The 14,217-nt window shown below is 54.5% G+C and carries 8 protein-coding genes; 1 reads left to right on the top strand and 7 read right to left on the bottom strand.

Annotated elements, in window-relative coordinates; all coding sequences use genetic code 11:
• Window positions 1–63 precede the first annotated feature (63 nt).
• A complete protein-coding gene (locus A6X21_RS11600; protein WP_083233559.1) occupies window positions 64–1,569 on the top strand; it encodes a J domain-containing protein in 1,506 nt (501 codons plus the stop codon).
• Window positions 1,570–1,617: 48 nt separating this feature from the next.
• Here the strand turns inward: A6X21_RS11600 and A6X21_RS11595 are convergent, their stop codons facing one another.
• The 7 genes from A6X21_RS11595 to A6X21_RS11560 all read right to left on the bottom strand — a co-directional run bounded on the left by A6X21_RS11595 (window position 1,618) and on the right by A6X21_RS11560 (window position 14,194).
• Window positions 1,618–3,552, bottom strand: a complete 1,935-nt coding sequence (locus A6X21_RS11595) for a hypothetical protein (protein ID WP_068848026.1) — start codon at window positions 3,550–3,552, stop codon at window positions 1,618–1,620.
• A gap of 171 nt (window positions 3,553–3,723) precedes the next feature.
• On the bottom strand, window positions 3,724–3,969 hold the full coding sequence (locus tag A6X21_RS11590; protein WP_068848024.1) for a hypothetical protein: 246 nt from the start codon (window positions 3,967–3,969) through the stop codon (window positions 3,724–3,726).
• 432 nt (window positions 3,970–4,401) lie between these two features.
• Window positions 4,402–6,084 (bottom strand): DUF4153 domain-containing protein, encoded by a 1,683-nt coding sequence (locus A6X21_RS11585; RefSeq protein ID WP_068848022.1) that lies wholly within the window; start codon window positions 6,082–6,084, stop codon window positions 4,402–4,404.
• A 321-nt stretch (window positions 6,085–6,405) separates the two neighbouring features.
• Window positions 6,406–6,741, bottom strand: coding sequence for a hypothetical protein (locus tag A6X21_RS11575; RefSeq protein WP_068848018.1), 336 nt, complete (start codon window positions 6,739–6,741; stop codon window positions 6,406–6,408).
• Window positions 6,742–6,947: 206 nt separating this feature from the next.
• The gene (locus A6X21_RS11570; RefSeq protein WP_068848016.1) at window positions 6,948–10,505 is read right to left on the bottom strand and encodes a YhaN family protein; all 3,558 of its coding nucleotides are present in this window, start codon (window positions 10,503–10,505) and stop codon (window positions 6,948–6,950) included.
• Window positions 10,502–11,851 carry a metallophosphoesterase family protein gene (locus tag A6X21_RS11565; RefSeq protein ID WP_068848014.1) on the bottom strand — a complete coding sequence of 450 codons (1,350 nt, stop codon included), beginning with the start codon at window positions 11,849–11,851 and terminating at the stop codon, window positions 10,502–10,504. Before A6X21_RS11565 ends, A6X21_RS11570 begins: the two co-directional genes overlap by 4 nt.
• A 657-nt stretch (window positions 11,852–12,508) precedes the next feature.
• Window positions 12,509–14,194 carry an ABC transporter permease gene (locus tag A6X21_RS11560; RefSeq protein WP_068848013.1) on the bottom strand — a complete coding sequence of 562 codons (1,686 nt, stop codon included), beginning with the start codon at window positions 14,192–14,194 and terminating at the stop codon, window positions 12,509–12,511.
• Window positions 14,195–14,217 lie beyond the last annotated feature (23 nt).

The following is a 14,217-nucleotide window of genomic DNA, read 5'->3' as shown; positions in this document are numbered from 1 at the left end:
AATGTCTATGCAATAGATATCTTTTCAGCAGATCGTATCACAACAATTTCATTGAAATCCTTGATGAATATGGACTCTTTACCAGATGATGTTTCCCAATGGCCTCAGGATCCGTGGCGGATTCTGGGCGTGGAAAGATCGTTTACCAAAAAAGAGTTGAAGCTGGCTTATTCGAAGTTAATCAAACGCTATCGACCTGAATCGGCACCAGAAGCATTTCAAAAAATCAGGCAGGCGTATGAAACATTACAGCATTACGCCGATGCCGATGCAGAAACTGCCGCTGTGGCTCATCTGATCTGGAATCATCTTCAAACCACGGATGAGAAGTCCGTCGAGGAAGATGGTAATACGGCAGAAGATCATTCAGCCGAGATTTCCGAACACCGTGATGCGGGGCATGAAACTTCCACCGAGAGATCCCAGTCTCGACGGCAGGCTCATCGAGATCTCGATCCGTGGCAACTGGCGAAGGCGGGTGAATATGAAAAGGCGTATGCCGAACTTGCCAGAAGAGGTTTTACGAGGCCTCATTTTGAGCGGGAAATGCTGCAGCGCTACTGGTTGCTGACACTTCATCCCGAGCTGGATCGTACGACAACGGCCTGTGATCAGCTTCTGAATTTCGCCACCAGTCATCGATTGAGTGATGAGGTGGAGCGATTGCTCTTGGCTGAAGTGTCAAACCGGCCGGAACTGGCGACGAGAAGCCAGATCTGGAAGCTGATCTCAGGTCGCTACAACCAGAGTTTCCGTCTCTCATTACTACGTGTGAGGTGGAAAGGGCTTCTCAAAGACGACGGCGATGAAGTTGTGCTGCAGGAGTTTGAAGAACTGGAATCGCAGTACTTCGACGATCCTGCTCAATGGTTAACGATTGTCATCCTGCTGCTGGAACTGGTGGTGGTCGATCATCCCCGCCTGCGTCAGCCGCTGTTTGATCGCTGCGAGACTCTTCTAAACGAATTGGAATCCGAAGGGGTTCATCAACAGGAATTGTTTGATCGGGCAGACTATCTGATATCGAATTACCATGACTTCTTTCGCTCCCCTTCATCACTCGTCAGAACCTCGAAATCGATCCGATTTCTGTATCGTCGCTGTCTGGAGGTCGCCACGGAGTTGGAACATATTGAAGGGTCGCGCAGTCGGGAGATTTTGTTGCCACTGATCGATCAGATTGTCAATCACCCGCAGAGTTCACTGATGTGCCTGGATGAATTGTTGAAAAAAGGTGCACCCTGGCTGCAGATACTCAGTCAGGCGATTTATCAACTCTGGTATGAAGAATACTCACAGTACGAAGCCCTTGAATTTGAGGGACTGAAAAGCGAGGCCCAGCGCGATACGGTGCTTATGGGTCTGATGTCCGCATCACAATTCAGCTACAACTCATTACGAGGGCGAGTCCTGCGATTCTGTCTGGTACACTGTGTCGACATGACAAAACTGGTCCCAGTGCTGCAGATGATCGAAATCGCCAACAGAGCCACCACTCCCCGAGCAGACATGTTACTCAAAGACAAACCCCTGCGCTGCCTGATTCAGGCATGTCAGATCGGCATCTGATATCGAGAGGCGTGCTGTGTATCAACTCAGCACAATACTTCGATGAACTCACCCCTTACGAATAAAATGAGCGGCGTAGCTGCGAACGCTGGTTCCATTCAGGACATGGAACACGCGGAGCTTTTCGATCGTCTCCTGGCTGAATCGTGAAAGAGGCAGATGGATGAGCTTTTTGCCGTAGCGCTGGGCAATTTTCTTCCATGCTAACCCGGGGGGAAGTGGGCTGAGCATGGCGATATGCTTTTCTCGCGAGTAATGACAAGCCGCCATGATCAACCGCTCTTCGAGAGTATCGGCATGATCGAAATGCCTCGACCGCCAGATATCGGGAATCGGCCGTGGCGGGAATAAGAACATGGCGCCGCCATAAGTCGCCATGCCAATCCCCGGGCCCTGCATACTGGCGCGGTAATCGGTGGCAAAGAGTGAAAGTGTTGATTCATCGTGATGCTCGGCATGCCACGTCACCCGCCAGGGGTAAGTGCGCGGGTCAGCGGGGGAATCAAACAGCATAATCACGCAATCGAGATTTCCGCGGGCGGGCGGATTGATACGAACGTATAACTCTCCCGAATGCCAGTTGCGAAGCGTCTCGCGCATGTCGAGACCATCCTTCAAACTGGTTGTGAACTTTTCACTGCGGGCCAGATCAGCACCCATTAACGCGATTGCAGAATCCTTAATATGCGTGCGGAATTTTTCGATCGCCAGATCTTCAGGCGGCCAACTGCACTGACGAAAGGGATTCCATCGCGACTGCCAATCCTGCTGCTGGAGTTGAGGCGGCTTGGGTGTGAGCTTTAAGGTACACCAGAGACGGGTCTGACCCGGCAGTCGCGTTTTCATGCCATAGAAAGTTCCATCGGGCAGAGCGGCTTTATTAATTCCCATGCGCAAAGGGGGAACACCCTCCAGAGGTGGATAGCCGTACTGCTGGGCCACATCGGCCAGTTGCACGGCAAACAGATCTCCAGCTATCTGCTGAGCCGCTGAGATCAGCGTATAGAGCGAGGGAGTCAAATGCTTTTGAATCAAGGTGAGATTACGGACGTACTGAAAATAGGTCTTGAGCAGCTTAGGGGTAATCTTGCGCGCCCGTGAACCCAGATCTTCGCGATATTCATCGCGTGTGGCGAGCAGCATGGTTTTGACGCCGTCGATGCTCAGGTTCTCATCGGACTCCAACTCGGCTCGCGCCCGTTCATAAAGACCGGTGATATAGGGCAGCTCACCCATCATGAAATGCAATGTTTCGGGAGTGACTGCAAAAGTCTCGACCGGTTCCACCTGGTCGTCTGTCACCGGGGGGAGGCGATCCTGATACGCTTTGCGAATCCATGGCCAGTCAGTCAGCGAGCAGATACAGAGAATCGAGTTGTACCGCTGTTCGAGTTCGTGCAGGCGGTGTGCCATGGTATGAATACGGGCATAGGCCTGTTCTCCCGGCGGTGGAGGAATGGCAGGGAGAATGGCTGCCGCAAACGCTTCAGGAGTCGTATGCTTGAGTGAGTACGGATCGGGATAGACGGCGGTATGACATTCAAAGTGATCTGTCTCGAGGTCGATGAATGCCCGGGGAATCCGTTCTTCCATCGCTGCACGAAGAGCGGCAATAACCGGTTGGCAAGGTTCGACCGGCACATAGCTGGCGGCACGGGTAAAAAACTCCGGCTGTTCATCGTCATCCCGCTCATCGCGCGTCTCAGCAGGAGGTGTCCACGAACTGACTGTCGGAATGGCGGTTTCCCGCTGCAGGACAATCGAAACTGAGGGCAATTGCAGAATCGCCTGTTCAACCGCTTCGGCAAACGAAGGTGGCAGTGGTACTGCCAGGCAATCAAAGCTGTGATGCAACAAAAACCGACGAATAGCGACGGAGAAATCGCCACTCTCGTGAATGACTGGAAAAAGCGTCGTCTTTTCACTCAGTCGAAAGACCGGTGAAATTTCTTCGGGAGTGGGCGATTCAGCAGGACGACTCATGGTCAACCATTGGCAGATAGACAGCGTAAAACATGAGAAACTTCTCCGCTTTACGTTGACGATTTTTCAGCCAATTGACCAGCGATGCCTCGGGTTGGAAGACATTTTCACCAGTGGAAGGCACAAGATTCGGCTGAACGCCACTCCGCAGCCATCATGAATCCATCAGATTCAATTCGTGGGAAGCAAGCCGCCAATTTCTGGCGAGGGCTCGGAAGGGGCTTCCTCCACCTGAGCAGCGGGCTTCGTCTTCGAGAAGACTTTATCACCCGTGGATTCTCCCCGGCTGTTCACACCAATCAAGGTGAGCACCAGAAAGAACATGACTCCCATCCCGACGAGCAGATAGACGAGGCTGGGCTCGATGGTGTTCGACGCGTAGAGATTGCCGTCATTCCGGTTGGCCATTGGTTCCATGGCAAACACCTTCTCACTCAGAGAAATCCAATCACAGAAAACAAAAGACTCCCTTCGCCTTTTGAAACATCAGACCTGCTCCGGTCACTGCTACCAAATCAGTGCATTTCGCATACCTAACCGGCCAGTTGAGGGGAAACACTCGATTTAACGAGGATTTACGGAGGGAAATGAACGCGGTGACGAGCAAGCATGTTTCAAAAATGAAACATGCTGTTGCCAATTGTTAATGGGAAGAACTGACAGGGCTTGCATGCCTGGCGATCAAGAACTCGCTCAACCACTGAATCCGCCACTCCCCCCCAAAAGCACCGCCGACGTTGGTCAACACCCCAGCGTTTGCCTAACGTTGCCGGATCTCACTCACTCTTCGCAGACCGCACTCAGCCCTGCATCGAGACTGGAAGTTTCGTCTCGCTCATCGAGCCCGCGCTAATACCACTGAAACGAAAACGAGCGAAACCGGTCTTCCGCGCCGGGTTTGATCGGCTTTCTCAAGGTGTCGTTTTCAGGGAGTGGCACCTCTCGCAGGAATCGTTCATCCGCCAGTTGACGGGCTGTCCAGTCGATGGGCGGTCCGTTTTTGAGGCGGCGTTCGTGATTGGTCAACATCTCGACCACCCCTTCGCGAATCACCGGGTTCTCGGCCTGTTGCAGGGGGAGCAGTGCCAGCCAGCCTTCGGTCGTGGTGGGGTGGTGGGCAATCTGCACGCTGGGCGGAAGGTTGCCGGCCAGCACTTGTCGCACGTTGTAGGTCATCACCCAGCCATCCACCGGCAGCACGGCGTACAGATAGGCCGCGACAGCCACCACGAAGATCTGATTCTTGAGCAGCCAGCCGAAACTATGCCCCCGCGAGATCTTGATCATCACCAGCACCACGCCCGCCAGCACACTGGTGACACCCAAGATCCCTACGACCCGCATCCGCGTCATGCCGTTGAAGCCGACATAGATGAAGAGCCGGTTGTAGACCGCCAGCGCCAGCAGGATGTTCTCCGCCGCCCAGATCATCGCCAGGTTCCGCAGCGCGGGCATACGCGGGTCGGTCATCATCGAGGCGTGGAAGATAATCGACAGCATGATGGTCGCCAGCGCCAGGGCCACCGTCAGCCAGGCGGCCCCTTCATGCGCATACCCCGAATAGTGGAAGCCCGGCGGAAAGGTCCGCGTCCACATCGTCACGAATTCAAAAACGAGATACATCGCGAAAAGGACGATCAGCACCAGGAGCGTATTGCGATAGGCGGGATAGAGATCGGTCCGCGATGTGTTATCAACCTTCAAGTCTTCCAATGGTTCAAACTGAAAGACCTCATAGAGGGTCATCAGGTGCGGCCGCATGAGTCCGATCGCCACGGAGCCGCAGATCAGCCAGAAGCCCATACGATAGGGAGAACCAATGACCGACCACACCTGGTTCCAGGCCTGCGACCAGAGTTCCTGAAAAGAGAGCAGGCGTTGCTGGATCCAGAGCGAGATATCGGGGTTGGCCTGGATGAACAGCCCGAGAAAGACGACGCCACAAATCGGCGGCAGCAGGTAGGCCCACAGGATTGCCCGGGCCGGCAATCCCCAACGGAGGCTCACTCGCCGGCGGAAGGTCGCTTCATAATCAGCCAGGCTGCGAAAGAGACTGGGAATAAACGAAGCCAGCCACCGGAGGACATCTCCCAAATACATCCCGGCACCGGCGAGACTGGTGGAAAGGCAGATGAGGAGTACGCCACCGAGTGCGAAGGCGAGCCAGTTGCCGCACCACGCCAGCCGGAGGGCGGCTCCCCAGATCATCAATGTCGCGGCGAGAATCTGCCAGGGGCGTTGATGCCGGGCGGCACCGAGGAGCACAGCCAGCGGAGCCGCCGCGAGCAGCAGGGCATACCCGCCAAACCCGTGGCCCCAGTAGAGGGTGAGATCGCCCAGAACGACCAGCAGCAAAACTGCCAGGAGTTCTCGCCAGGCCACCCCAAGCCGGACGGGAGATTGTTCCTGAGCAGGCTGATCTGTGGCCAGTCTTTCGGCAGCGAGTTGCTCCGCCGCGATGGAATTCGGCAGCACGCGGGAATCGCTTAAGAACGACGGCATATTGATCTGCGGCCTCCAACGCTCCTCCATGCTCCCCTCCCGTGACCATCCAGCCACTGCGCACACGACCAACAGACGCTCAGCCCATCATGACAATCCGTTCAGACAGCTTGAGCATATCGCACTCGGCAAGCGGAATGCCATGGGTTGGCCGTTTGCTAACGACCTGTGTGCCGAAGGCAGAAGAAGATTTTTTTCCACAAGACCTGCTGATTGAGCCGCTGGGGATTTCAATTGGGACTCGTTCGGAGAGATGACGCGGCCAGAGGCCTCCTGTGGCTTCACCATCCCGGAAGAAATCGATATTTGAACCGGGATCACCCTGCGTTGAACCCAACTAAGCTCTAACGATCATCCCTTTGCCCAATTTGGCGGTGGCGATGACGCTTTCGCATGTGGTGGTATCTCTGTGTTAGAGATAGTCAATCGAACGTTCTTCGGCTTAATATCCAGTGGCGAAGTTTCAGGATTTGCTTCGACATGTATGTGATACCCTTTGGCCTTGCTCACACCGATCAAAACTTCGCCGAGACGGCGTAAGGCTGCTTCGTCACCAATTATTTCAACAAGGGTGACTCCTGGGCCTGAATCCTCTGAAATCAAAACCTCAATTGCTAAATTGCCACATCGAGGAAAAACGGGATAGCCTTGCGAGTTGGTCTTGAGTGTTACCCTTTCATCAATCATTTTGTCGCTCCCTAATAGTTAAGTCCGTAGAATGCCGCTTACAAAAATCGCATCACGGACTCGTTTTCCAAAACTCATCTTGGGATAACTTCATGCCAGCTAGGTAGGGTGAATTAAGGCTTTGCGCAACTCGCCAGCTCGGGTTGGGACGCGTTCACATGTTGGATTTTGTTTAAAAGCTTTTGCGCTCACCGAATCGGGGGTTTTCAATTCTTGAAAGGGGGTGTGCGAAGGCGTTGGAGGGAGTGGATCTCGTATTGGTCGGGGTCCAGCGTCTGTTCGACCAGTTCCTTGAGATGTTCATGATGCGTAAAGCACAGGATTTGAGTGCGGCGAGAGAGTTCTCCCAGCACCTGCAGGGCATAACGCGTGCGCTCATCATCGAACTGTACCAGCACATCATCCAGCACCAGCGGGAAGGGGGTGTGCTGATGCAGATACTCTTCAATCCACGCTAGCCGGATGGCCAGAAAGAGCTGGTCGGCAGTGCCTGTCGATAGTTCAGTCACTCGCAGCGTGCGCCCATCGTGGCAACGCACCAGCAGTTCTTGAGAACCATCCTCGGCATCGATCTGCAAACCTTCAAACACACCGCCCGTCATACGCGTAAAAATCGACGCAGCCAGGGCAAAGACCGGCCCCTGATGCTGCTCTCGATAGGTTTTGATCGCAGAGCGCAAGAGCTCGGCAGCAGTCACTAATCGCAGATACTCCCGGCTATCCTGTATCATCAACCGGCGGAGATCACTGGCCTCTTCATTCAATTCAGCCGCTTTCGATTCTCCACTCATGCCTGCCAATGCCAGGCGGGCGGCTTCCAGGCGTGCGGTGGCTTGCCCCAGTTGCTCTCTCAAGGAACTGATTTCCCGTTCGAGCGACTCAATTTCCGGAGGGAGCGTTGCAGGGTCGACTTCGAGTGCCTGCTGAATCAGCTCTTCGACCGAATTGGTACCGCATTGCCGGGCCAGTTCGAGTTCGTGGTGAACGGCATCATCGATCAGTTTTCGACGAAGGCGGCACTTCTCTCGCAGTGCCGTCAGGCCAGTGGGTTCTTCGATCCTGGCCTGCCTGAGAGCCTGGTTCAGTTGTTCCTGGGCAAGTTCAAGTTCATCACCCAGTTCTCCCACAGCGGCCGTCAGGCGTTTGATGGTCGCCTGCTGCTGTTGATATTGAGCCTGCTGCACGCGGGCGGAATTCTGTCGAGTCTCGATGGCTTGCGAAAGTTCAAAGGGCGGGAAGGTGGCAATCAGGTTCTCGGACTCTGCGGGAATCGACGTGCGAACAAACGCAAAAATCTGTTCCTGGAACGTCGATTCGTCCTGGGCCATCCCCGAAAGTCTCTCTTCGAGAGTTTGAATCGAGTTCTGTGTCTGCTCGAGAAGTTGAAACTGTTCTAACAACTCCGCCAGTTCATCGGGTGTGGTCGACTCTCCCCAGCCAGTCGACAGAATGGCGGCATTCCACCGGTGTTCCCACTCCTCGCTGGTCGATTGCAAGGCTTCGAGATCGCGTTGATAGGCTGTCTGATCATCGTTCAGACGTTGCCTGTCGAGTGCGAGCAGATCGGCAGCACGAATTTTTTCCAGCAGGTTCTGTTCGTCGATCTTGAGCCGTGCATGAATTGTGGGCAAAGATTGAAGTTCGGGAGATTCGGCCTTGGTGCTCTGCGAAGTGTCGAACTTTCGGCAGAAGATTTCGCACTGTTGATCGTGAGCTGTGAGCTCGTCATTGATTGTCGCGAGCTTCTCGCCGAGTTCGATCAACTCGTGTGCCATGCGAGACCAGGCCAGCATTTCGCGAGGGGATTTTGGCGAGATCCCTGTGGAACTCCACAAGTTTTCCCAGCGCTTTAGTGCCTGGCTTTCAAGCAGTTTCTGGGCGGTGAGTTGGTCTTTGAGCCGCTGGATAGAAGTCGAAAGTTGCTCCGTTCGTAAGGCCAGCTCTTGATCGCGATAGACATTGGTCGCCTGCTTGAAGAGTGCATCGGCCAGTTGATCGGCCTGCTGAATCGATTGCTGCATGAGCTGAGAATGCTCGACCAGTGGTTGCTGGTCCAGTCGCGGTTCACTTTCGAGGAGTTGCTGGAACTTTGCCCAGAGCTGGTCGCGTTCGCTTCGAGCGGCGGCCAGATCTTCGGGCGTGGTTTGCAGAATCAATGTGCGCAGTCGTTGCCGCTCTTCGATGGCGTGTGACTGTTCGAGCTGTGCTTTTTCGAGAGCGGCCACTGCTGAGAGCACCTGTTGATGCCAGGTGTCGATTTCTTCGCGGAACTGTTCGATCACATCGTGAGGGGGGATATTCGTCGATGAGAGCAGTGCGATCTGATTCGAAAGTGTGTGTGCTTCCGCCCACTGAGTCATGAGTGTTTGTGGTTCAAGCTTCTGCCACGCTTGTGCCACGTTTCGTTCGAGTGTCGTCTGGTTGATGCGGAGAGTTCTGATTTTCTGATCGGCTTCGAGCAGTGAGGTGGCTGTTTGCAGTTCAGCCTGAGTTTTCGCCAGCTCTTGCCGCAATGCCTCTCGACGATCGACGGGTTCGCTGGCAATTCTGGCTGTGGTTCTGGCCAGGCTCTGAGCGCGATCTGTCAGTGCTTTTTTGCGTTCGGAGAGCACCAGCCACTCGGCCTGAAGTGCTTCCAGCTCTTTGCGAAGTTTCCTGGGGATCGAAGCGGATTGATCCGCAGGAGCCCATTTCCACTGATCGAGGATGGCTTGTTGTCGGGCTTTTGCCAGTAGGAGTTCTTTTTGAACTTTGGGAGTATCTTTGCGGGCCTTCTGGATCGATCCGCGTGTTTCGACGAGTTGGCGAATCGTGGTTTCGTGTTCCAGCCAGATCGATTCGACAGGTGGCCATTGATCGAGGGTGGCTTTCAATTGCTGCAATTCGTCGAGCTTGACTCGTTGTTCGTGAGCCGTACTGAAGATCTTCTGACGAACAGTTTCCACCTGTTCAAAAAATTCTTCATCGAGCATCGGCAATTCGGCATAGCTTTGCAGTTGCTGCCTGATCTGCCGAAGCTGCCGGGCCGGGGTACAGGCGGCATTGAGCCTTGCCAGATGGCTGACTCGTTTTTCAAGCTCTTTGAGTTGTGCCTGCAGTCTGTCTTTGGTGGCACTGGCCTGATCAAACTCGGTTTGAACGTCGCGCCAGGCCTGTGGCTTAACCATCAACTGGTTGACTCTGGCCATCAGGTCGGCATGCTGCCGGATCTGGCTGTTGATGGGCGGATTCTGTGCTCGGGGGGCGAACAGGCTGGCTGCCTCCTGGGACAGCGCTTCAAGAATCTGTGGTGCTCCTTGTAGTTGAGAACCTGCGAAGAGGATTGTGCCAATATCTCCTTTCGAGTTGAGCAGTTCGTTACCACCTTGAACCAGCCGGGCGTGATCCAGCCCGAAGAACTGTTCAAAGCGGGGACGATCCACCTGTTGCAGCCACCGGCTCAATTCGGCTTCGTCGACCACCGTTTTATCATCCAGGCCACGCAAGGCCTGTTTGGTTGCTTTGCGGCGGAGAAAACGGAGCTGCTGGCCATCATCGCTGATTAGCGAGAGGCCGACACGACGATCGCGATAAGGTTGAAAGGACTCACCGTCAGGTAAGGTGTGAGGAAAGCCGTACAGAGCATCAGCCAGGGCCCGGAGTGCGGTACTTTTGCCCGCCTCATTGGGCCCGATAAACAATTGAAATCCCCGGGATGGATTGAGGGTCCAGGTCGTCTTATGGAATGGACCGACATTCTCCAGATGGAGTGACGCAATCCTCATGACCGCCCCTTTCGACCTGTGGAGATTTGCGTTTGGGGTTGCTCCAGTCGAGCCGAAAGAAGTGCTAAAGATTCTTCCAGAAGCGGACTCCATTCGACTCCGGCAGTGGATGTTGCCTGGTTTGTTTTGGAACCCGCAGGGAGCGAAGAGGTGGGACTAAGAATTTCGCTCCACGAGATTTCCGCAGGGAGTTTCTTTCGCAAATCCTCAGTCAAGCTTTGCATCAGACGATGCAGTTCGGGAGAGGAATGTGCTGCCTGAAGTTCAGATCGGGCCAAGGCCAGCAATTCCTGAGAGGCAGCACTGGCCAAAGCCGTTTCGATGGAAGCCTCTGGAAAGGTTGTGCGGAGCGAAAGGTCTTCGAGCCACCAGTTGCCACTCCCCGATTGCACGACCAGGCTCTGGACTTCGGCACGAAGTTCCCGCTGGCGGTCGATGAGCAGGCCATGACAAGTTGTGGCCCCGATCAGTTCGATACGCAGGGCATGTGGCTGGGGATCTGCAGAAGCTCGAAAGGCACGCAGGTGATCTTCAATCAGTGCGAGAATTTCGTCTCGGGAAGATAACCCGTCCACCGCGATTGAAAGCAGTTCCCAACGGAAGACATCGAGGACGATCGATTCTCGCGAGAGAATTCCGTTTGCCTGATACTCGATGATCTCGCAGCCTTTGGGCCCGCATTCGCGAATATGACGCCCCTGCAGATTTCCTGGAAAAACCGCAATCCCGCCACTGGCCAGCGGAAACTCCTGCCGCTTATGAATATGGCCTAAGGCCCAGTATTCGTAGCCTGTCCGAGCCAGATCACTCAAGCTGCAGGGGGCATAAACCTCGTGGCCTTCAAACCCTGTGAGCGACGTATGCAGGAGCCCTACATTGAAGAGGCTGTTAACTCTTGCGGGATAGTTCGCCGAGAGATTCTGCGGCACGGCCCGGTTCTTGAAACCTTGCCCATGCAGTGCCAGGCCGCAATCGTCGAGCAGGAATGTCTCGGGTGCATCGACACTTAAAACTTTCACGTTGGGGGGTAAAGGAAGCTGCTGTGTGATGACGGACTGCGCATCGTGGTTGCCGGTGACCATCACCACCGGGATCCTGGCGTCTGCCAGCTTCTGAGCTTGCCTCACGAAGAAGAGGCCCGTCTGGTGATCTTTCCAGTCGCCATCGTAAAGATCACCAGCAATCACGACCGCAGAAACCTTTCGCCTCAGGGCTTCATCGATCAATCGCTCGAGTGCTCTGCGAGGAGCCTGCTGAATCTCTGAAACCGGGGCACTGGCATCGCGAGAAAGTCCACTTCTCGGGCTGTCGAGATGCAGGTCGGCGACGTGCAAAAATGAGGGCATGGGTGGAAAACGTCACTGCAGGGAAGGAATCAGCATTGAACCCGGATAAGAACTGGGCACTCGTGCAGTATAGCCGAAAAGGGATCGAAGTACCTGGTTCGAACAGTTCCGGGAGGAATCACAATTTGTCATGGCGGGCTAAAACTGGCAGAACATGCTTGCGCATAGCCGCAGTCCATTACACACAACTTGGACTTTGAGTCCACCCATGGGTAGCCCGGCCATCTCGTGGCCGGGTTGCCGTGCAATTGCACGGCAACAAGAAGCCGCGCCATGCGCTTTCCCTGCCACCACTGTTGACTTTGTCTTGGTTAGCGCGATGCTTCAGCTCCTGATAAATCAAAACCGTACGGCATGCCTTGTTCTCTACCGGGGTGTCTGGGGACAGGTGTCTTCATTTGCCCTCTCGTCAATCGAATTCGCCAGCGCAAATGCATCCGGAAGAAGCTTTACTGACTTTCTACATGTTCGCGATGAACAAGCAAAGTCCCATGACCTGGGGGCAAACGAAGACGTTTGATCCCAGCCACCCCATTTTAAGCCACGCAGTTTCCAGTCTCACTTGAATACAGAGATGTGTGTAAAAAACAGCTCCGAGGCGCAAGCATGGCACACAGCACACAAAGCACAGCATACAAAGCATGGCTCACGGAGTGATTAAAGTTTGCTGCCCAGGGCCTGCAGACGTGAAGCGATGACGGCATGGAAGACCAGACTGATCAGCGCCATGGCCATGATGTTGATCAGAATCCCTGCCGCAGCACCCAGCGGGTCGCTGGCAGCACCGGCAAAGGCCATGAGAATGTATGTCAGAGGACAGCAACTGCTGCCAAAAAAGACGATCACAAAACTCAACGGGAGAGCCCCCCATTTGAGGAACAGAGAAATCGTGGTGACAAGATTCAGGAAGACCACCACCAACGTCACCCCACACCAGACAATCGGCTGACCAAGGACTTCAAATGTCGATTCGAGTGTGCGATCGACGTACACCGACGATGCGAGAATTCCTACCCACGCAAAGAAAATCGAGATGCACGTGGGAACCAGTCCCAGCAGGCAACCCACCGCTTTCGAATAACCGAGGTAAGCCACGGAGCAGGGGAGCATGAGCAATGCCGAAAGCGTCTGGTTCTGCAGTTCGGTCTGGAAGATGCGAGAGCTGTAAATCGAGGCTTCGATAATCAGGACAAGAATGAAAATCGTCAGCGCGATCGCGAACAACTGGTCGAATTGGAAGAAACTTCCATTCCCGACAGCATTGGCAAATGACATCCAGGCATAAAGGATGATCACCACAATCCAGATGAGCAACTGTCGAAAAAAGAGCCATCGTGGCCCGCCCGCCACAAAGTAAAAGTCTTTCCAGATGAGTGGGTTCTGCCAGGCCTGTCCCAGCGGAGACCGCTGAGCACGACCGATCTTTAAAGGCATGAACAGATTGCGTTCTGCGACAAAGCCGGGCCGTTCGTAGCGTGTCAGCCGGTCAAAGAGGATCCACGAAATCGCAAAGAAGAGCAGACCACCAATGATGTTCGAAATGACCTGTGTTGTAGCCAGCATTTTGAAGCGGATTTGCCAGACTGCCCACGACCAGGAGGAAATCGGTTGCCCATCCTCATTCACAGGGAGAACATCACTCAGGTCGCCATAGCCCGAAGAGACAATCTGGCTGAGTTCACTCGCCACGGAAGTCTGTTGCAGCAGATCGCTGGTGGCGACCACCCATTTCGAGATGGTTGTTGTCGGGCCGCCGGCAGTACGAATCTCTGAGGAAATGTAATAAGCGAACCACGGCATGATGAAGTAAAGAGCCACCCAGAAGCAGGTCAATGCAGCGGCTGTGCCACCACGAGCACAGATGACTGAAGAAAACAGGCCCGCGTTGGCGAGAAAGATAATAAAGGCACCTAAAGCCACATACGCCGCCAGAATCTGGTCGAGAGTCGCCCCACCCAGCGTGATGGCCAGGAGTGTAAAGGGAACTTGAATCGTCAACAGAATCAGAGCGCTGATGAGTCGGCTGGTCGATTTGCCCAGCAGAATTCCAATCGGACTGATCCCGGCCATGCGTAAGAGGCCCAGAGTGGCCTCTTCTTTCTCTTCAGTAATGGCTGTCGAGAAGTAAGTCACTCCCGAGAAGAGAATCACCAGAAAATTCAACCAGGCAATATTCTGAAAGAACCTCAGCCCGGGGGCACCAAAGCTCCCAGCTTCGAGCTGAGCAATCAGTAATGCACCGTACAGAGCCAGCACAAAACCCAGTCGAAAAAGATTTGGTGGCAGTTGCCGGGCGTCGAGCTTCATCGAACGACCCAGGAGTGCAGCAATCCCGTGATACATCTGTGATTCGACTCCCCAGGTCT

This window comes from Planctopirus hydrillae (assembly GCF_001707835.1).
GTDB lineage: Bacteria > Planctomycetota > Planctomycetia > Planctomycetales > Planctomycetaceae > Planctopirus > Planctopirus hydrillae.
Note: the sequence above shows the minus strand (reverse complement) of the source record. Positions and strands in the feature narration are given on the sequence as shown.

Bases quoted from the DNA above. Each gene is read 5' to 3' on its own strand.
- A6X21_RS11600 (WP_083233559.1), top strand. From the start codon at position 64: ATGAATATGGACTCTTTACCAGATGATGTTTCCCAATGGCCTCAGGAT.
- A6X21_RS11595 (WP_068848026.1), bottom strand. From the start codon at position 3,552: ATGAGTCGTCCTGCTGAATCGCCCACTCCCGAAGAAATTTCACCGGTC.
- A6X21_RS11590 (WP_068848024.1), bottom strand. From the start codon at position 3,969: ATGGAACCAATGGCCAACCGGAATGACGGCAATCTCTACGCGTCGAAC.
- A6X21_RS11585 (WP_068848022.1), bottom strand. From the start codon at position 6,084: ATGGAGGAGCGTTGGAGGCCGCAGATCAATATGCCGTCGTTCTTAAGC.
- A6X21_RS11575 (WP_068848018.1), bottom strand. From the start codon at position 6,741: ATGATTGATGAAAGGGTAACACTCAAGACCAACTCGCAAGGCTATCCC.
- A6X21_RS11570 (WP_068848016.1), bottom strand. From the start codon at position 10,505: ATGAGGATTGCGTCACTCCATCTGGAGAATGTCGGTCCATTCCATAAG.
- A6X21_RS11565 (WP_068848014.1), bottom strand. From the start codon at position 11,851: ATGCCCTCATTTTTGCACGTCGCCGACCTGCATCTCGACAGCCCGAGA.
- A6X21_RS11560 (WP_068848013.1), bottom strand. From the start codon at position 14,194: ATGTATCACGGGATTGCTGCACTCCTGGGTCGTTCGATGAAGCTCGAC.